Annotated in this window: 17 protein-coding genes; 4 read left to right on the top strand and 13 right to left on the bottom strand. The window is 59.0% G+C overall.

The features are described from left to right. Positions 1 to 7 precede the first annotated feature (7 nt). The 3 genes from AC1DDS_RS21940 to AC1DDS_RS21930 all read left to right on the top strand — a co-directional run bounded on the left by AC1DDS_RS21940 (position 8) and on the right by AC1DDS_RS21930 (position 3590). Positions 8 to 1567, top strand: a complete 1560-nt coding sequence (locus tag AC1DDS_RS21940) for an ABC transporter substrate-binding protein (protein WP_477480786.1) — start codon at positions 8 to 10, stop codon at positions 1565 to 1567. A 74-nt stretch (positions 1568 to 1641) separates the two neighbouring features. Continuing rightward, the gene (locus AC1DDS_RS21935) at positions 1642 to 2670 is read left to right on the top strand and encodes an ABC transporter permease (RefSeq protein ID WP_477480785.1); all 1029 of its coding nucleotides are present in this window, start codon (positions 1642 to 1644) and stop codon (positions 2668 to 2670) included. Beyond that, positions 2670 to 3590: an ABC transporter permease gene (locus tag AC1DDS_RS21930; protein WP_477480784.1), complete on the top strand. Its 921-nt coding sequence runs from the start codon at positions 2670 to 2672 to the stop codon at positions 3588 to 3590. Before AC1DDS_RS21935 ends, AC1DDS_RS21930 begins: the two co-directional genes overlap by 1 nt. 515 nt (positions 3591 to 4105) lie before the next feature. Here AC1DDS_RS21930 and AC1DDS_RS21925 read toward each other — a convergent pair. The 13 genes from AC1DDS_RS21925 to AC1DDS_RS21865 form a co-directional block, all read right to left on the bottom strand. Next, entirely contained in the window at positions 4106 to 5350 is a 1245-nt protein-coding gene (locus AC1DDS_RS21925; protein WP_477480783.1) for a flavin-containing monooxygenase, read from the bottom strand. Positions 5351 to 5586: 236 nt separating this feature from the next. Then, positions 5587 to 6429, bottom strand: a complete 843-nt coding sequence (locus tag AC1DDS_RS21920) for a nitrilase-related carbon-nitrogen hydrolase (RefSeq protein WP_477480782.1) — start codon at positions 6427 to 6429, stop codon at positions 5587 to 5589. Further along, positions 6426 to 7121 (bottom strand): DUF1028 domain-containing protein, encoded by a 696-nt coding sequence (locus AC1DDS_RS21915; RefSeq protein WP_477480781.1) that lies wholly within the window; start codon positions 7119 to 7121, stop codon positions 6426 to 6428. The genes AC1DDS_RS21920 and AC1DDS_RS21915 overlap by 4 nt, the downstream gene beginning before the upstream one ends. Further along, complete coding sequence (locus AC1DDS_RS21910; RefSeq protein ID WP_477480780.1) at positions 7121 to 8404, bottom strand: NAD(P)/FAD-dependent oxidoreductase; 1284 nt, start codon at positions 8402 to 8404, stop codon at positions 7121 to 7123. The genes AC1DDS_RS21915 and AC1DDS_RS21910 overlap by 1 nt, the downstream gene beginning before the upstream one ends. 14 nt (positions 8405 to 8418) lie before the next feature. Further along, positions 8419 to 8766: a RidA family protein gene (locus AC1DDS_RS21905; protein WP_477480779.1), complete on the bottom strand. Its 348-nt coding sequence runs from the start codon at positions 8764 to 8766 to the stop codon at positions 8419 to 8421. Positions 8767 to 8835: 69 nt separating this feature from the next. Continuing rightward, complete coding sequence (locus AC1DDS_RS21900) at positions 8836 to 9642, bottom strand: ABC transporter permease (RefSeq protein WP_477480820.1); 807 nt, start codon at positions 9640 to 9642, stop codon at positions 8836 to 8838. Further along, on the bottom strand, positions 9642 to 10499 hold the full coding sequence (locus AC1DDS_RS21895) for an ABC transporter permease (RefSeq protein WP_477480778.1): 858 nt from the start codon (positions 10497 to 10499) through the stop codon (positions 9642 to 9644). The genes AC1DDS_RS21900 and AC1DDS_RS21895 overlap by 1 nt, the downstream gene beginning before the upstream one ends. Next, positions 10499 to 11578, bottom strand: a complete 1080-nt coding sequence (locus AC1DDS_RS21890) for an ABC transporter ATP-binding protein (RefSeq protein ID WP_477480777.1) — start codon at positions 11576 to 11578, stop codon at positions 10499 to 10501. Before AC1DDS_RS21890 ends, AC1DDS_RS21895 begins: the two co-directional genes overlap by 1 nt. Positions 11579 to 11777: 199 nt before the next feature. Further along, positions 11778 to 12437 carry a GntR family transcriptional regulator gene (locus AC1DDS_RS21885; RefSeq protein WP_477480776.1) on the bottom strand — a complete coding sequence of 220 codons (660 nt, stop codon included), beginning with the start codon at positions 12435 to 12437 and terminating at the stop codon, positions 11778 to 11780. A gap of 89 nt (positions 12438 to 12526) precedes the next feature. Continuing rightward, complete coding sequence (locus AC1DDS_RS21880; RefSeq protein ID WP_477480775.1) at positions 12527 to 13705, bottom strand: M20 family metallopeptidase; 1179 nt, start codon at positions 13703 to 13705, stop codon at positions 12527 to 12529. A gap of 73 nt (positions 13706 to 13778) precedes the next feature. Then, a complete protein-coding gene (locus AC1DDS_RS21875; RefSeq protein WP_477480774.1) occupies positions 13779 to 15197 on the bottom strand; it encodes an amidase in 1419 nt (472 codons plus the stop codon). Between the two features lie 133 nt (positions 15198 to 15330). Then, complete coding sequence (locus tag AC1DDS_RS21870; protein ID WP_477480773.1) at positions 15331 to 16332, bottom strand: ABC transporter substrate-binding protein; 1002 nt, start codon at positions 16330 to 16332, stop codon at positions 15331 to 15333. Positions 16333 to 16814: 482 nt separating this feature from the next. Then, positions 16815 to 17177, bottom strand: a complete 363-nt coding sequence (locus AC1DDS_RS21865; RefSeq protein ID WP_477480772.1) for a M20/M25/M40 family metallo-hydrolase — start codon at positions 17175 to 17177, stop codon at positions 16815 to 16817. A gap of 316 nt (positions 17178 to 17493) precedes the next feature. On the opposite strand from AC1DDS_RS21865, the gene AC1DDS_RS21860 reads away from it, so the two are divergent. Continuing rightward, on the top strand, positions 17494 to 18267 hold the full coding sequence (locus AC1DDS_RS21860) for an outer membrane protein (RefSeq protein WP_477480771.1): 774 nt from the start codon (positions 17494 to 17496) through the stop codon (positions 18265 to 18267). The last annotated feature ends 159 nt before the right edge of the window (positions 18268 to 18426 follow it).

Here is an 18426-nt window from a genome sequence, read left to right as displayed (position 1 = left end):
GGAACTGATGTTATCGACGAGGAAACTGATTGAACGGCTGGTGCTTGCCGCGTCGCTTGTTGCGATTTCGCTTCCGGCCTCGGCTCAAGAAGAGCCTCTCAAGCAGACCCCAAAGGGGACGCTGACAATTGGCTGGACTTGGGATCCGGGAACGATGGATCCCCAGATGCACCGAGCACGGTTCACCCAGATTATTTCCCAGGCACTCAGGGACAAGCTCTACTATCTCCCCCCTCCTGGCCTCGACCTGGCACCCCAACTCGCCGAAGGTCTCACGCAGGTCGATGACACCACCTACGATCTGAAAATCCGTCAGGGTGTTCGTTACCATAACGGCGACGAAATGACTTCGGACGATGTCGTCTATACCTTTGAACGCCTTTGGGATCCCGCGACAAAATCACCGCGCGCCAGCATGGGCAACATGGCCAATGTGGAAAGCGCGACCAAGACTGACCGTTATACGGTTCGTTTCAAAACCAAAGTTCCCTTTGGCTCAATCCGGACGGCGCTACAGGGCCTGAACTTTTCCGCGCAGGAAATCATGCACAAAGCATCCGACGGCGCACGCACCGTCGAGGAAACCCGAACCGCCACACCCATTGGCGCTGGTCCGTTCAAACTCACGGAATGGACCCCCGATCAACGTGTGGTGATGGATGCGTTCCCGGAGTACTGGCAGGGGGCGCCCGGCGTGGAAAAGATCATCTGGCGCACGATTCCGGAGGAATCCACCCGCGTGGCGGAGCTGCTTTCGGGGTCGATCGATATGATCTACCCCGTCACGCCGGATTTCGTCGACCAGCTCCGTTCCGCTAACATGAAGCTCGAAATCAGGCCGGGCGCATCGATGCGCATGCTTCAGATGAACGTCCGTGAGGGTTCGCCCTTTGCCGACGTCGAAGTTCGCAAGGCTATGAATATGGCCATCGACAAGAATGCCATTGTCGAGCACCTCTACAATGGGCTCGCCATCACCAGCGAACAGGTCGCCGGATTTGGACAGGAAGGCTTCAAGGAGGGCTACGACCCCTTCCCCTATGATCCTGAGGCCGCCGGCGCGGTTCTTTCAAAGGTTACGGAACCCGTCGAGCTGATTACGCAGCCCGCCTGGGAGCTTCCGGCACAGTTCATCGCAGAGCAGTTGCGTGGCTTAGGAATGAACGTAACAACCAAGCTGCTCGATCTGGCGGCCTTCAATGCCGCCACCGAAGCGGGAGACTTTACCCTGGCGCTCGCCAACGGCGGCTACGGCACCGGTGAATTCGTGGGAGCCTACTACAACAACCATTTCGAATGCTCGCGTCTGAAGACCGGGCGAACCCGTACCGGCTTTTGCGACCCCGCGCTCGATGAGAAATACGCAGCACTCCGCGCAGAGCTCGATCCAGTGAAATGGCAGAAGAAACTCGACGAGATCAACCAGCTTCTCACCGAGGTTTTCGTACCGTGGGTGCCGGTATTCGTCGAAGCCGAGGTCTGGGCGATGCAGCCGTATGTCAATGGCTTCACGGGGTCATCGGCTGGGCAGATGTTCGACCTGCACAAGGTGACGCTCGACAAGTGAGCGCACTTGGAAACAGCGCCCTCCTCTGGGGGCGGTGGCTTCGCTCCTGCGTTCGGGCATCCAAGGATTAAATCATGACAAAATTCATTCTCGCGAGACTGTTCCAGACGCTGATTGTCGTGCTCGGTGTAACGGTTATTGTCTTCTTCATTCTCCGGGTCATGCCGGGCGATCCCGTTCAACTCCTGTTCGGGGATGGCGACGATGCCGACCTGGGTGCAGCCCGCCTGCGTTATGAGCAAATGCTCGGCCTAGATCAGCCGCTTCCGGTTCAATATCTCCGTTTCCTTGGCGAGATACTGACCTTCAACTTCGGAAACTCGCTGGTGCGCGGCGGTGAACCGGTCATTCACATGATCGGCCGTGCGCTGCCGCTTACCATAGAATTGTCCTTGGCCGCGCTCGTCATCGCGCTTGCCATTGCAATCCCGGTCGCGGTCTTGTCCGCGCTTCGACAAAACACCGCTTGGGATAGGAGCGCGACGAGCCTGGCACTGATTGGGGTCTCGATGCCGAATTTCTGGCAGGGAATACTTTTGATCATGTTTCTCGCGGTCTGGCTCCCGATCTTTCCCGTTAGCGGCGTACTGGATCAGCACCTCACCATCAACCGGGTCACCGGAATGCCGTTCACGGATTCTCTGCTTACAGGCAATTGGGAGGCGGCCCGCTCGGTTATAATGCATCTCATGCTTCCTGCCATCACCCTTGGTACGTCTATTGCCGGCCAGTTTGTCCGCGTGCTGCGTTCAAGTTTGTTGGAAGTGAAGCATCAGGATTTCATCCAGGCATTTCGTGCCCGCGGCCTTGGCGAACGTAAGATTACCAAGCACATGCTTCACAACGCCATGCCGACCACGGCAGTCATCGTGGGCATGCGTATCGGCGCATTACTGAGCGGCACTATCGTGATCGAAACGCTGTTTGCCTATCCCGGTATGGGATACCTGCTTGTTCAGGGCATTAACGCGCGCGACTTCCCTGTCGTTCAGGGCGTCGTCGTCCTGCTGACAATCCTCGTCATTCTCTGCAACCTGGCCGCGGACATTATGCACGGCTGGCTTGATCCGCGAATCAAGCTCAGCCGTGGGAAAGGAAACTGATGAGCGACTTTCTCGCTTCCCTCCGTTTCTGGCTTGGCCAGATTCTGCGCAGCCCCCTGATCGCTCTAGCGACCTTTGCCTTGCTCGCCATGATCGTGATTGCAATTTTTGCCCCCCACTTGGCGCCCTATTCGCCCAATGCACAGTCAATCGCATTCAGGCTCAAGCCACCGGGTACGGGAGGCTACTTACTCGGAACAGATCAACTCGGCCGGGACGTGCTCTCTCGCCTCATTTGGGGAGCCCGTATCTCGATCGCAATCGGCCTCTTAGTCATGGGCCTCACGGCGATGGTCGGCGTAACGATCGGCCTGATCTCAGGCTATGTCGGCGGCAAGGTCGATGCGGTCATCATGCGCGTAGTCGACATGTGGCTGGCATTTCCCTTTCTGCTGCTCGCGATCGCACTGGTTGCTGTCTTGGGACAGGGAATGGACAAACTCGTGTTGGCACTTGTACTGTCGGGTTGGCCCGCCTTTGCTAGGCCGGTGCGCAGCGAGATCCTGCAGTTGCGGGACCGAGAATACACCCTCTCCGCGAAGGTGCTGGGTGTTTCGTCGTTCGGAATCATGTTCAGACATCTGCTGCCCAACATAATGCCAACGGTGATGGTCTTGGCGGCGCTGGATCTGGGCGCAACGATCCTTTCGCTCGCTGCCCTCTCCTTCCTCGGCCTGGGTGTCGACGCGGAGGTAGCGAGCTGGGGTGGCATGCTGGCGTCGGGCCGGAACTACGTTTCAAGCGCATGGTGGCTTTCGACGTTCCCAGGCCTTGCAATCTTCCTTGTCGTAATTTCGTCCAATCTCATCGGTGACTGGCTGCGCGATCTTTATGATCCGAGATCGCCATTCCGGCTGATCCGCAGAGGTCGCGAAGCGGAGGTCGAGATGAAGACGCGCGAAGCCGAAGGAGCCGCGTAATAATCCGAATCGCGATAGCTGAACGGGGGCCGAGACCTACGCGACGACACTCTCTACGAGTTGCACCCACGCCAAAGGGGATGATCGCGTCGCTGAAGTCATACTTCGGGTGATGCAGTCCGGCGTGTCGCCCTATCCGATGTAGGCCGCCCGGTCTTTTCTCAGCAAAGTCGCTCCCCAACATCGGGGCGCGTTGCGGTTCACGTGATCAGCTCAGGTCACCTGGATTGCCGCGGCAAAAGCGGTATCGCTCATCAGCCTGCCGGCTGCGGCAAGCTGACCCGTTCCCAGCCTCGCCCGGAAAGCACGATACGCTCCAAAGCTACGCCACTCCCTCGGTACACGATCGAATTCTCGAAGGTTCGCCTTGTGCGAAAGGCCTCCCAGCATCAGCATCGTGTCGGGCCGTTCGCGAAAGGTCGCTCGACCCGGTCTGGCGATTCAGAGACTGAGGTATATAGGGCGTTCTCTCGAGGTCAGTAACCGCAAGAGAACGCGAGAAAATAAGCGGCGTATTAAGTATTATACTTATCGTGATACGCCTGCATCATGGCAATGTAGTCGGAGATGTATTTCGCGTCATACCAGACGCCGAACAGGAAGCTGGACCGCCGGCGCGTCTGGAATGGCAGACCCAGGAAATAGATGCCTGGCTCCTTGGAAACACCAGATTCGTGGACCGGATCGCCGTCCTCATCGAAGATGTCCAGCTCAAGCCAGCTATAGTCGCGCCTGAAGCCCGAAGCCCAGATGATCGACGTGATGCCGGCGTCGGCCAGATCAAGCTCGCGGATCGGGTTCTTTTCGTATTCGGTGACCGGAAGCAGGTTGCGTGCGTCCGGGGACTCCGGCAGGTCGAGCCCGTTATACTCGATATGCCCGTCGATGAGGTCGAGCGTATCGAGGTAGCTCTGGTTGCCTTCCTCGATGTTCCTGGCGAGGTCATCCGCGAAGGTGAGCTTTCCATCGCTGTAACCTGCGGTGCGGCCAACTAGAACCGCTCCCTTTGAGGCCAGCAGACGGTAGTCGATCGGCATTTTGGTATGGACGCCGCTGATGGCCAGAGCGATGTGCTGGACATTCTTGTCACGATTGACCGTATCCCAGCGGCCAAGCACGCCGGTCCAGTATGCGCCTTCCCGTTGGCGATAGAAGCGTGGCGGGCGTATGTGACGGCCCAGCGACAGATAGACCTTGCGGCCGGTATCAACCAGTTCTTCAGCGATCTGGCCGCCCGACGCGCCCGCGCCAACGACAAGCACTGCGCCTTCTGGCAGCTGGCTCGGGTTCTTGTAGCCGACCGAATGCATCTGCACTACGCCGGCCGTTTCGGGGACGATCTTGGGGGTAACCGGAACCTGGAACGGGCCGGTCGCCGCAATCACGTTGATGGCCTCGAAATCACCAGCCGTAGTGGAGACGAGAAAGCCCTGCTTTTTGGGTAGCTTCTTGACCGACTGCACAGTGGCGCCGGTGCGAACCGGTGCGTTGATCTTCTCGGCAAAGTTCGCGAGATAGTCGACCAGCTTCTCCTTAGGCGTGAAAAAGTCCTGCTCGATATCGGGGATCCGCATGCTCGGCAGCCGGTCGTGCCATGCCGGACCGTTGGCGCGCAGCGAGTCCCAGCGCTGCGAGCGCCAGCTCTCGGCCACGCGTCCCTTTTCGAGAACGACGTGGCTGACATTGGCATTGCTCAGGTGCTCGCTCATCGACAGGCCAGCCTGGCCCGCACCCACGACTACCGTATTAACCTTTTCCATTGTCTCTTAAACCTTTCTCAGGGGAGTAGCCCCTAACCGTGATGTCAGTCGCCTGGAAAGAAGCGCGCAAAGATCCGCTCTCCCGCCGCACCGTTCAGGGATCGCGGCAGATAAAATCCAGTGCTTTTGAGTGAGCGTCAGGTCATTTCAGGGATTCATGGAAACGCTGAAATGATCCAGTTGTTATTCTTTTAACAACTCCTGACGAAAACCGTCATCCACTTGTCTGGAATTCTCTAGAAACCTGTGACCGCATCACCCGTGAGGCGACGCTGCTTCATGACCGGCATGTTGTTGCGAATTGAGTGGAGGTTCTCCATATCCAATTTAGCTGAGATGATTTCGGCGCCTTGACCGGCGCGCGCCACGACCTTCCCCCAGGCGTCAACGATGACGGAATGGCCGTAGCAGCCCTTTTCCTGACCATCGACAACCACGGTGCCGCCAAGGCCGCAGGCAATGAAATGGCACTGTGTTTCGGCGGCACGCGCACGCGCCAGAAGTTCCCAGTGCGCCTCCCCGGTGACCATGGTGTAGGCTGCCGGCAGCGTGATGACCTCGGCGCCCTTAAGCCGCAGCGCGCGGAAGAGCTCGGGGAACCGGACGTCAAAGCAGATGGCCGTGCCGAAGGTTGCGCCCTCGAACTGCCAGGTGACGATCTCCTCGCCTGGCTTGATATAGTCGGATTCGCGGAAGGCACCGCTGCCCAGGTCGCCCATGTCAAACAAATGCATTTTTCGGTACCCGGCGATCTCCTCGCCCTGCCGGTCAAAGACGACCGAGATGTTCTCGACACGCTCTTCACCGGGAACCTTGGCAAGGATCGTCCCCGCCTGGAGCCCGACCTTGTGGCGCTTGGCAAAGGCCTTCGCCATCCGAAAAGCGGGCGTTTCATGCAGAGGCTGGGCAAGCTCGACCGAGCGCTTCTGGTCGAGGCCGTAATAGCTGAAATACTCCGGAAGAATAAGGAAGTCTGGCCGGTCCGCGGCCTGCATTGCCGTTTCCATCGCCGCTTCCGCTGCAGGCACAGTGACGCCCGGCGACAAACCCATCAACGTTTGGACTGCGGCGATTCTCATTGTCTCGACTCCTCAGATGAGAGAATTTCCAGTGAGTTGGTTGCGCGTCCACCGGTATCCGGGTCCAGGACACGCTCGACGAAGGTGGCCATTTGCGGCTCATAGCCCTCCCAGAGGCGGCGCAACTCACCCAGAGGCTCCGCCCCGCGATCTACGCGAAGGTCAACCGAACAGAAATCCGGGTACTCGGCGACCTTCAGCGCAGCGGAGCACAAGGGGAAGATTTCGCCGCCTGCTTCGAGCGCGGTATCAAGCGCAGCCAGCAGCCTCTCAGCGATTGGCTTGCCGCTTGTTTCAAGCGCTGCCGCCACCATTGCCGCCGGAACCCGGTCGTTCCTAAGGATATTGCCAACGGCCACGATCCCGGGAGCGGACGCGTTCGCATAGATCGGCTCCTGATTGGAGCCCTGCCGCAACCCGGTCACCCCATTGCGATCGACGATTGCAAGCTCGCGCCACTCAATGTCGGGCGCAATTGCAATCTTGTCGAGTGTTTCCTGGGCGGAAAGTCCGTTCCGCAGGTGGCGCAGCGCCAACGGGCCAAGACGTGGGTCGGTACGGTGCTGGGTTATGACCGCTCCGGCGTCATGATTGACGAACAGACAACGTGCGCCCATTGCCATCGAGGAGGCCGCGCCGGCAATTCCGAATTGTCCTGTTTGCGGGCAGCGAAGAGCTATAGAGAAAGTCATCAGTTCAGCCTCAACATGGCTCTGGCGGGGGAGAATGGTGAGAGATCAACACTCGGTTTCTCGCCCGTCATGAGCTCCGATACGAATTTGCCGGTGATGCCGCCGAGCGTCAGGCCCAGATGGCCGTGACCACAAGCATAGATGACGCGCGGATCCTTCGGCGACGGGCCGATGAAAGGTAGGCTGTCCGGCGTTGAGGGACGGAAACCCATCCAGGTATCCTGACGCTCGCCCAGTGCGGGCACCATCTGCCTGGCCTTCTTCTCAAGCACACTGAGACGGGACTGGCGCGCAGGCTTGTCGAGCCCGCCCAGGTCGACCGTGCCCGCCGCGCGGATTTGATGCGACAGCGGGGTGAGGAAGAACCCGTCCGAGGGATACATGACCGGGTGCGTCAGCAGCGGCTCATCGTGCGCGAAGGCGACGTGGTAACCGCGCTCGGTATTCATGTTGAGGCGGTCGCCAACCTGCCTGGACAGGCCGCGCGACCAGGCACCGGCCGAAATGACGAGGCGGTCGACCGTGATGAACCGGCCGCCCGCATGGACGCGCACGCCATCCGAACCGCTTTCGATCCGCTCGGCATTGGCCGTGACGAAACGACCGCCGCGCTTCTGGATTGCCTCGGCAAGACTCCGGCAATAAGCCTCGGGGCTGTCAATGACAAAGCAGCCGGGGAAAATCGATCCGCCAATATAGCCCGGCGCGAGATGAGGCTCCATGGCAGCTACTTCGTCGCGCGACAGGTACTGCGCTTCGATGCCCTCAGCGCGTCGACGCTCATTGGACCTCTTGGCGCCTTTGGCTTCTTCCTCCGTACGGTACAGGTGGATGGAACCCTTGCCGCGGCCGAGCCGAATGCCACCGACTTCTTCCATCAGGGGCGCATGGCCTTCTTCCAGCACGCGCATCAGCGAGCCGAGCGCCGAGATGGTGCCGTTCTGCCGGCGGCGCAGTGAAGCGGTGAGAAAGGCCGCAAGCCATGGGGCAAGATCGAGAAGATCACGCCAATAGAGCGTCAGCGGCCCATCGCGGCGCAATAACATTCCCGGGACCTTCAAGACAATACCCGGAGCGGCGGTGGGAAAAATTCCCGATGGCGCAACCGTTGCCGCATTGCCGAAGGAGGCCGCATTGCGGAACGAAACGCCTGGCAAGGGTGGTGTGGGGTCAACGAGGACCACATCCAACCCCTTCTTTTGCAGCCAGAGCGCCGTGGAAAGGCCCACGACGCCGGCGCCAATCACTGCAACGGAAAGCTTGCCGCTGTTGTTGGTCTGCATTTAAGGCAGTTCCCTCAGATTGCCGCGGTGACGATGATCTCGACATCGTAGCCATGAGCCGCAGGCGGCACGACGCCGGCAGCGCGCGATGGCTGATTTTCCGGGTCGACCCACTCTTCCCATACTTCGTTCATGGCGTCGAAATGCTTCTGGTCGGAAATCCAGACAGTGGCGCGCAGAATCCTGGACTTGTCGGTTCCGGCTTCCTTGAGCCAGCGGTCAACCTTTTGCAGCGCAACACGGGTCTGGTCCTGGATGGACTCGCCCTTGTTGCCGCACATGCCCGCCACATAGGCGAGGCCGTTGTGGATGGAGACCATCGAGGTGCGCTTCAGTCGTTCAATGCGAACTACATCAACCATGCTACTTCACCAATTTTCCGGCCGCCTTAGGGCCTTTGATTTACAGAACTTCTCCGGGAAGACCTGAGGCTAGAGCCTCAGGCTCTTCTGGAAACCCATGAGCTTTTCAAGCAACGCGACCGCAATCACCGAGAGCCCGATCAGTGCCGTAGCCATGGCTGCAACCGTCGGATCGTCGAAATCCTTGATGTACTGATAGGCCGCGACTGGCAGCACCTTGGTGCGGTCATTGGTCAGGAACACCGCGATTGAAAAGTTGTCGAGCGCCTCAACGAAGATGAACACCGATGCGGCAAGAATTCCCGACTTCAACTGCGGAAGCACAATCACAAAGAAGGTGCGGAAGACCCCCGCGCCGAGGTTGCGCGCCGCCTCTTCGATCCGTGGATCAAGTCCAAGCAGATTGGCTGAAAGTGCACGGATGGCAAACGGCAGTGCGAAGACCAGCATGCCGAGGCAGAGGCCAAACAGACCAATACGGATCCCGCCCGCCGACAGCAGTGAGAGCAGGGAGACACCCGTGACGACGCCGGGGATGATCAGCGGCGACAGAATGATCTGCTGGATCAGCTCCTTGCCGCTGAAATTGGCCCGCACCAGCGCGTAGCTGGCCGGAATGCCGATCAAAAGGCTCAGCGGCGTTACAATAAGGGCCATCGTGAACGAGTTCTTCGCGGCATCCATGAACATGGACGAACCGTAGAAGTTCTTGTGCCATTCGAGAGAGAACCCGGTCGGCGGCCACTGGAAATAGCGCGTCGGGCTGAACGAGTGGAGCACGACGAACACCACTGGCAGCAACAGGAAGATGACCGCGATTGTCGCCAGGGTAGTAGCGACGATGCCGAACTTTGCCTCGAGATCACGCCTAAACATCACGAAACGGCCTTCTTGATTTTCTTGGCAATGAAGTTGATCAGCCAGATCGAGGCGAACGCGCTGACGAGGAATACGACGGCAGTAGCAGCGGCATATGGAACGTCATATTCGGTGAACATGCGGTCATAGATCTGATTGGCGATCATCCGGACTTTTCCGCCGCCCAGAACCAACGGGAAGAGGAATGAGGCGAGCGCGATCGAATAGACGAGAACCAGCGTTACCATGAGCCCCGGCAACATCATCGGCATGGTGATGCGCCAGAATGTCGTCGTGCGGCTGGCGCCAAGGCTGCGCGCTGCTTCCTCGACCGAAACGTTGAGGTTCTGGACGACGCCGATGAGCGTAAAGACGGCGAAGGGCAGCAGGTAATGGGTGATTGCGATGCCAACCCCGGACCAGTTGTAGAGGAACCGGATCGGCCTATCGATGATGCCAAGCCCAACCAGGCTGAGGTTGATCAGCCCCTTGTTTCCCAGAAGAATAAGCCAGGAATATGCGCGCGTCACACCACCCGACAGGAATGTGACGGCGATGGCGAGCATGATCAAGGTGCCAATCCACGGTCGCTTGGAACGCACAATCGCCATGGCCATCGGAATGGAAATGGCGACTGTAATGACCGAGATCACAAAGGAAGCCCCGAGCGTGCTTACGAGCACCGACTGGTTCGTCCCGGTCAACAATACGCGCCAATAATTGTCGAGTGTGAACGCCCCGACGAACTGCGATCCCGGTGGGCCCTTTACGAAAAAGCTCGAGAGACCGAAGTAGCTGTACGCTGCAACGATAAAGAGGCCGATAATCAGCGCAGGCGCAATCAGATACTTCGTGCGATCGTTGGTTGCCTCCATCATGCCCTCAACAGAATTGTCTGGGCCGGATCGAGGATCAGCTTGACTGACTTCCCGATGGCGTACCGGTCACGGTTGTTGTTGCGCGGAGCATTGGCCTCGATCAGGAGGCCGTTGACCTCAGTACGATAGACCACCCGCTCGCCAAGTTCGTGCATGTTCTTGACGGTTCCGGCGATCCCTTCTCGCGGATCATCGGCGCCGACAACATCGATATGGGAGGGACGGATCGAAACCTTGCAATCTGCGCCTGCGGATTGGCCTTCGGCGTCATTGACAAAAATCAGCTGTCCGCCCACCGATAGGGTTGCCTCTCTGCCGTTGCTGGCGACAATTTTTGCGTCAAAGATATTGGGCACGCCGAGGAACCTGGCGACGAATTCGCTCTTGGGTCGATCATAGAGCGCGATCGGAGAATCAAGCTGCTCAATGCGGCCCTGGTTCATGACGGCGATATAGTCAGAGAGGTAGAGAGCTTCTTCCTGATCGTGCGTCACAAGGATCGATGTGATGCCCAGTTTCTGCTGAAGCTCGCGCAGCTCAGACTGCAGCCCTTCGCGAAGGTGCCGGTCGAGCGCGCCAAGCGGCTCATCGAGAAGCAAGAGCTTGGGCTTGATGACCACGGCACGCGCGAGGGCAACGCGCTGCTGCTGGCCACCGGATAATTGGCTGGGATAGCGGTCCGCCAGGTGCGTTAGCTGGACCATCGCAAGCGCTTCGCGCACGCGGGTCACCTGCTCTTGCTTTGAAACGCCGCGCATCTTGAGGCCAAACGCAACGTTCGATTCGACGGTCATATGCGGGAACAGGGCATAGTTCTGGAAAACCATGCCGATGTCACGAAAGTTCGGCTCCACCTTGCTGATGTCCTTGCCATCGACGAGGATCTCGCCGGATGTCACATTGAGAAATCCTGCGATCATTCGGAGAACGGTGGTCTTGCCGCAACCGGATGGCCCAAGAAGGGTCAAGAGCGATCCGCTCGGCACGTCCAGATCGAGGTCGCGTACAGCATCGTACGAGCCGTACCGCTTGGTCAGGTTCCTGAGTTGCAAAGTACTGCTCTGCAGATGTTTCATGGTCGCCATTCCGTCAGAGAAGAATTGAGGGCGTGCTCGCGCGGCCGGCCGCCCGAACATTCGACTGAATTTGAATTTGGGGACTGTTAGCGAGCTACGATGTCGTAGCTTGGCTCACCGGACCGCCTGGATCCGGGTCCGACTAAAATGGGCCACGCATGGCACATTCAGTCGCGGGACACGCACTGTGCTTCATTTTTTATCCCATTGGTTGGTTAAAACCGCGGATCAGGTGAGCTCTCATCAATTGCTCGGCTCCCTCCGCATCCCGCGCTTTGATTGCCTCGAGAAGCTTGACGTGATCCTGGATCACTTCCTGCGATTGCGCCCGGCTGAGAGCGGAGAGATTCGCTTCACTCATGAAAAAGCCGGCGTAGTTGTCTATCGCGGACTGTAGTTCGGGAACTCCGCATGCGTTGTAGATCCTCCCGTGAAATACATTGTTGTTGCGCACGCGCTCGGTGCGTGCCTCTTCCGGCAGCGCTAGCGCCAATTTGATCGACTCCTCAAGAACCTTGAAGTCTTCCTCGTTGAGGTGGGGCACCGCGAGCCTCGTCGCGTAACCCTCAAGTGCAATTCTGATCGCACGGATACCCTTAAGCGCAGACTTCACATCCGCGACAACGACACCAGAAGACGTCCGCACAAGCAGCCTGTTGGAGATAAGCCGCGTAAAGGCTTCGCGCAGGGGCGTGCGGCTGACCCCGAGCCGCTGGGCCACCTCGACTTCTCGCAAACGCTGCCCCGCCTCGATCTTCCCATCCAGAATAAGCGACCGCAACAGCTCATAAACAGCATCGGCAGAGCTAACCGCAGCCAGCCGGAATCCAACCAGATCGTCAATTCCATCGGCATCCATGATATCTCGCTTCCATATATTCACTGACATGCCTTGGTTATGCCGCGATCAAAAGTTGACTACCAGTCCCCAGACAACTAGTTTGCACGTTATCCCTTGTCCCGGACCTTCCCGTTCTTGGAGAGATCAGCGATCAGCGTCGAAAATACCGCGCCGCGCCCCACGAGACTGTCAACGACTATCGTTTCATCGCGAGAGCAGATGTCGTTGCAGATCGGACCAAGGCCGTCGATCGTCGGCACACCGAGCGCGCCGCAGAAGCTCGCATCGGACCCACCCGAGATATTGGTGAGTTCAAAGCAGGGTGAGCCGATTTCCGCGGAAGCCTTGGCAACGATGTCGTAAAGCTCCTTGGTCTCGGGCGTGCGGGCCCAGGCAGGCCGCGTCCAGCCACCAGACAGAACCACCCGAACCCGGTCGGTCGAAACCTCGGCAATCAGACGCTCCACTTCCTTTTGCAGCTTCTCAGCTTCGTCAGGCGTTCGAGCGCGCATATCAACGTGGAGCTTGGCGTGGCCCGGAATGACCTGCCGGGCATCGCCACCCTGGAACACGCCGACGTTGACGATGGTGCCATTTTCGAGATTCGTCAGTGCCTCGATCTGGGGCACGAGGATGGCAAGAGGACGAATCGCGGAAGCGCCCTTGAGATAGTTGGCTGCCGCGTGCGCGGTCTGCCCGGTCGCCTCAACAAAGAAGGCACCAACAGCACCGCGAGAGGTAAAATAACCACCGCCGGGGCGACCAGGCTCAAGGGTCAGGACCCAATCGGAGGTCTTTGCGTGCTCCTCGATCCAACCGCGCGAGAGCGGACTCCCGAGCTCTTCATCGCTGACGACAAGGAACTTGATCTCTTCAAACTCGGCGAGGCGCGCCTTTGAAGCAACATCAATGGCATTGAGGGCCAACACAAGCCCGCCTCGCATGTCACCAACGCCGGGGCCGGTTGCAAGCTCGCCCTTGATCTCGAAAGGCCAGTTCTCGAGAGTGCCGCGCGGCCAAACGGTATCGGCATGGCCGAGGATCATCAAGCGACCCTTGCCATCACCCTTGCGTACTGCCAGCAAGCGATCTCCGCGCTCGTGCACCCGCTCATAGTTCAGCTCAAAGCCAAGCGCCTGCAACCGTTCGCCAATCCAGCGCGATGTGCGGGTCACACCTTCAATATCATAGGATCCCGCCTCAATAGCGACGAGCTCGGCAATGTCTGCGAGCATTGCATCAAGACGATCCGCAAAAACGCTGCGAAACTCATTAGCCAGGGTCACGATAGCCTCCAAGTTTGTATACAGGGATACAAGCATACCTGTGCGCAATGCGCAACAAAAAACTTAACAAATGCTATTTCTGGACCTGCGGGCTGCTCCAGCACCCTCCCGCTATCTCTCCATTCAGAAGCGAGAGCGGAAGGAGGCCGTTTGACTGCAGGCGGCTGCCCAGTTCCAGCAACGCGAAGTCGGCGTGCATCGGGGCCATGATCTGCATGCCGATCGGGCAACCGCGGGAATCGCGACTTGCAGAAAGCGCAAGCGCAGGCAGGCCGGTAAGATTGGCAGCCGAAGTGTATTCCAATGGATTGCCGACGCTCCTGTTTGGCGCGCCAAGCGCATTATCAAGCAGGGGCGGAATAGCTGCATGAACCGGCAGGGCCAGCCAGTCGATCTCTTCGAACAGCTTTTCCCACATGATGGTAATCTCGGCCTGCCGCTTCAGGGCGCCAGCATAGTCGTCATCCGACAAGCTCAATCCCTTTTCGATCAATGTAGCGAGCGCCCGACCATAGTCTTGGCTCTTCGCGGGATAGGTGGTGGCATGGCAAAGCGCCGTCTCCCTAGCGCAGATCCGGTCCCACGTTTCGTGCAGATAGGGGATGTCCGGCAGGTCGCAGGCAATGAGATCGAGGCCCATACGCTCGGCTGTATCAAGCAGGCGGCGATAGGTTGCCGCAACCTCGGGGTCGAGCCCATCATTGAGCAGGATCGGAAGGTAGCCGAAGCGGCGCATTTTTTCTTGGGCCGGTTGCGTATTGTCATGGCCCGACATCGCTTTCAGCAGCAGAGCGCAGCCTTCCGCATTGGATGCCATTGGACCGATATGGTCGAGACTGGGGGCCATGGCGCAAATGCCATCGGTGCTGACAAGGCCGCGGCTGGGCTTGAGCCCTGTTATCCCGCAATAGGCTGAAGGGAAGCGGATTGACCCGCCAGTGTCGCTGCCCACGGCTGCGGCTGCGAGGCCGGCAGCGACCGCAACACCCGAGCCCGACGAGGATGAACCAACGCGAAACGATGGGCCCCACGGGTTTACCGGAACTGGCATTTTCGGATGGTGGGTGGAACAGGCACCCTCGGCCATGGCCAATTTGCCGAGAATAACCGCGCCCGCCGCCAGAAGATTGCCCACCATCGCTGCATTGCTGCCGGTATTGCGATCGCGAAAAATCGCCATGCCGTTGGACGTCGGCGCGAAATCAGTTTCGCATAGATCCTTGAGCGCAATGGGTACGCCATGCAAGATCCCAAGCGTCCTGCCCTCAGCCAATGCCCGGTCGGCTGCGTCTGCTTGCGCGAGGGCTGTTTCAGCAGTGACTGTGATGTAGGCCCGAAGCGACGGGTTCAACCGCGCGATCCGCTCAAGATAGTGTTGTGTAAGCGCGACGGAGCTGACCTCACCTTTTGCGACCGCTTTTGCGGCCTGAGCCAGCGGTTTGGCAATGAGGTCGGGAAGTCTGATGGCTGCGATCGGGGTGGACAGGGTCATGGGCTCGCAAGGGGTCGGCCAGCGAGACGAGCCAGCCGCCCACTGTCTTGATTTGAAGCTTTGTCGGAAAGAAGATCAGGTGGCTCTCACCACCTGATCGATCTCAATTCCGTAGAGCGGTGGTGGTGTGGGGTTAGTGGGTCGCGATTTCGTCGAAGCGGACGGACCAGTCGCTGATGTTTTTCAAGACGACAGCGCCATCCATCACGATGCCGTCGCCTTCAGCGGGCAGGGCCGCTGCGAGTTCTGCCGGCAGCGTTACGTTCCGGTTGACCGGAGCCATGTTCACCCTAGCCAGCATCTCTTCCTGTGCAGTCTTCGAGATGATGAAGTCGATAAACTTGGCTGCATCTTCCTGGTGCGATCCGTTCGTCATCATCATGACGTCGAAATACATCGGGGCCGGACGCGGAGCGATCATCTTCATGTTGAGGCCTTCGCCTGCAACCGCATTCATGTGCGAGCTCTGTCCGATGAGGATGCTCCCCTCCCCCTGAACGACGGACTGGCGAGCCTGGGAGTCCGAGGTGTAGTAGAGCGAGACATTCTCATTGAGGCGCTTGAGAGCCTCAAATCCCGGGTCGAAGTTCTCCGAGGTGCCGCCATTGATGGTGTTTGCAACCGTCAACAGCGAGCCGGAGTAGATCGACATGGCCGGAGCAATGATCTTGCCCTTGTACTCAGGCTTCCAGAGGTCTTCCCAGGAGGTCGGCGGGACATCTATGGCATCCGCGTCATAGACGATGCCCATCGGGTAATAATAGATGCCGACCCAATCCTCGGACATCGCGCCCTTGATCAACTGGTCGCGGTTGCTCAGCTTATCCTGCGGAATCTTGACGAACAGCTTCTGATCCTGCGCCGCCTCGCTTGCAATGGTGTTGGTTGCAAACCAGACATCCACGGAGGGGTTGTCACGCTCGACCTGGAGCTTGACGAGCCCCTCGCCCGAAGACGACTGGGTGACGGCATTGACCTTGATACCCGTTTCAGCCTCGAACTGCTGTGAAATGGCCATCAAGCCGTTTTCCCACGTCGAGCCCCAGATCTGAACGGTAATCTCTTTGGCCTGTGCAAATGCGGGGCTGGCTGCGAGCAGCACGCCGCACGATAGAAGCAGGGACTTAATATTCATGGTAACTCCTCCTGGTTTTAAGGTCATCTCGGCTGTCAACGCGTACGTGTTGTGAGCAAACGTCGGCCATGGAAAGGGACCGTCGGATCGCCGACAGTCGTCCAGCCACCGGAGTTCCGTTGTTCCGGAGCGAGACCTGCCGATCATGTGGTGCATGTCCTGGACGGATGGGCCTGAAGGCCACCTCTTTAACGCGATCTTTTATCGCGCGGGAAAGACCCGGCATCAGCCATCGCCGCAATAGGACCCACTTTCAATTCCAGTCAACTCAGCGAAGCCGGCAGCACAAAAAATCAGCTGCCTCTCCAAACCGGCGTTCAACTCCGCGGAAAGAGTCAACGGTCCACCTCCCCAGTGCCTGTGTGTGCCGGGATACTTGCATACAGAAATAGCAGGCGCAACAAGTTTTTGAGGAATGTCAAAAATGGTGCGCTCACGAACCGGAGTAAATTAGCGGAGGGCCTGCGTCCTAGGAGGCGCGGTCAGTGGTGGGGCGACATTGCGCGAGACGATCGACGCATTACTGACGATCTGCGCGCCCACAGGATGGGGTCGATGCAGTCATGTGGCCGCGCTTCCGTCGATCTCAAGCGGAGCCATGATCGGTCGATTGCGCATGGCGAACGTGCCGGCGGGCCGCCTGGGCATGTTGTGCATACCGTAGACTTCAGCGATGCCAGCCTCTCCCGAACGCCGTCTTTGGCCATCTCGTTGGCGCCGCCGCCGCCTTCTCCCGCCGGCTGGAAAATCACTGCGACGCTGCCCGGCAAGCGCCGGGTCGCGGGAAGATATTTGGCTGCGTCGAGAAGCAACGACGTATGGCCGTCATGGCCGCAGGCATACATGAGCCCGACCGTCGTGAAGCATAAGTGTAGCCGGATCCTGTAGGATGGCAGCGCCTCATATTGGCCCTGAGACTATCACGGGACCGCCCGCGCCAGAGTCGACCCATGAATGAGGCCGACGACGCCTATCCGCCCTGTGCCCGTGACCCACCTGCCTTGTGATTAATCTGCCGCAGTCGCGACCCTTTGAACCCTTTCTACGCGAATTTTGCTACTTTTCTGACTAGCTGCCATTCGCTCGCTTCTGTATTTCTCGATTCCCATCTCAAGTACCTGAACGAGTGTCTCGCTGATCTTTCCGACCCGAGGAACAGACGTGAAGTATCGATTTTTGACTGCAGCATCGGCCGTCTTCACGTTGGCTGGCATGCTTCCGGCAGATGCGGCCGACCCGTTGGTGCCGGCGCTTGCTGTGCCGCCGTCGTGGTCCGGCTGTTACCTCGGTGCAAATGCTGGTTACGTGCACGGCGATGCAGACGCCACGGATTCGCCCTTCACGGAAGGCCCTTTCGCGGGGTCGGGCTTTTCCTGGAACAGTGCTGGCGCGCCCTATGAGCGCATCTCCAACGATGACAGCGGCATTGCGGGCGGAGTAGAGGTTGGCTGTGACCGTCAGTTCGATTTCAACGGCACGTCGTTCGTGCTGGGCGGTGTCATCGATTTCTCGCTCATGAACCTCGGCGCGACCAGGACGTCCGCCATCAGCAGCGACACCCACACCAGCTTTGACATCGATTGGGCGACGAGTGCCCGAGTTCGCGCCGGCATCGCCGCTTCCGATTTGCTGTTTTATGCCACCGGTGGCTACGCGCTCGCGAATGTGGACGTGCGCGCCTACAGTCGGCCAACCCTCGCAGCGCCCGGAGAAATGGACGTGTCCGGCGGTGGGACCGAGGGCGGCTGGGTCGCCGGCGCCGGCATCGAATGGCGCGTCAAACCCGAGTGGTCGGTCGGAATCGAATACCTGCATTATGACTTCGGCACCATCACGGCAACCGGCGCGGCGAGCTTTCCGCCCGGCGCCTTTCCACGCTTCGAAAACGATGTCGAAGTCGACACGATCCGCGTCGGGCTGAAGTGGCGAATGTAATTTTATACGGCGGGTGGCTCGCAAGTGCACCCAGCACGGCTGGATGAAGGGGCGCTGCGACGCAGCGGTGAGGGAAGACTATGGCGCAGACAACTCTGACATTCGATGATCCGGCGAAAGTCGTGGATGGGACGGCAGGCGGGTCGGATCATACTCTCC

The organism is Mycoplana sp. 10N416 (assembly GCF_056394765.1).
This window is presented reverse-complemented; position numbering and strand designations above follow the sequence as displayed.

Excerpts from the sequence above, each read along its gene's own strand:
- AC1DDS_RS21895 (WP_477480778.1), bottom strand. The coding sequence starts at position 10,499 with ATGGAGGCAACCAACGATCGCACGAAGTATCTGATTGCGCCTGCGCTG.
- AC1DDS_RS21885 (WP_477480776.1), bottom strand. The coding sequence starts at position 12,437 with ATGGATGCCGATGGAATTGACGATCTGGTTGGATTCCGGCTGGCTGCG.
- AC1DDS_RS21865 (WP_477480772.1), bottom strand. The coding sequence starts at position 17,177 with ATGTATGCCTGCGGCCATGACGGCCATACGTCGTTGCTTCTCGACGCA.
- AC1DDS_RS21900 (WP_477480820.1), bottom strand. The coding sequence starts at position 9,642 with ATGTTTAGGCGTGATCTCGAGGCAAAGTTCGGCATCGTCGCTACTACC.
- AC1DDS_RS21905 (WP_477480779.1), bottom strand. The coding sequence starts at position 8,766 with ATGGTTGATGTAGTTCGCATTGAACGACTGAAGCGCACCTCGATGGTC.
- AC1DDS_RS21930 (WP_477480784.1), top strand. The coding sequence starts at position 2,670 with ATGAGCGACTTTCTCGCTTCCCTCCGTTTCTGGCTTGGCCAGATTCTG.
- AC1DDS_RS21875 (WP_477480774.1), bottom strand. The coding sequence starts at position 15,197 with ATGACCCTGTCCACCCCGATCGCAGCCATCAGACTTCCCGACCTCATT.
- AC1DDS_RS21915 (WP_477480781.1), bottom strand. The coding sequence starts at position 7,121 with ATGACTTTCTCTATAGCTCTTCGCTGCCCGCAAACAGGACAATTCGGA.
- AC1DDS_RS21940 (WP_477480786.1), top strand. The coding sequence starts at position 8 with ATGTTATCGACGAGGAAACTGATTGAACGGCTGGTGCTTGCCGCGTCG.
- AC1DDS_RS21920 (WP_477480782.1), bottom strand. The coding sequence starts at position 6,429 with ATGAGAATCGCCGCAGTCCAAACGTTGATGGGTTTGTCGCCGGGCGTC.
- AC1DDS_RS21935 (WP_477480785.1), top strand. The coding sequence starts at position 1,642 with ATGACAAAATTCATTCTCGCGAGACTGTTCCAGACGCTGATTGTCGTG.
- AC1DDS_RS21890 (WP_477480777.1), bottom strand. The coding sequence starts at position 11,578 with ATGAAACATCTGCAGAGCAGTACTTTGCAACTCAGGAACCTGACCAAG.
- AC1DDS_RS21870 (WP_477480773.1), bottom strand. The coding sequence starts at position 16,332 with ATGAATATTAAGTCCCTGCTTCTATCGTGCGGCGTGCTGCTCGCAGCC.
- AC1DDS_RS21925 (WP_477480783.1), bottom strand. The coding sequence starts at position 5,350 with ATGGAAAAGGTTAATACGGTAGTCGTGGGTGCGGGCCAGGCTGGCCTG.
- AC1DDS_RS21910 (WP_477480780.1), bottom strand. The coding sequence starts at position 8,404 with ATGCAGACCAACAACAGCGGCAAGCTTTCCGTTGCAGTGATTGGCGCC.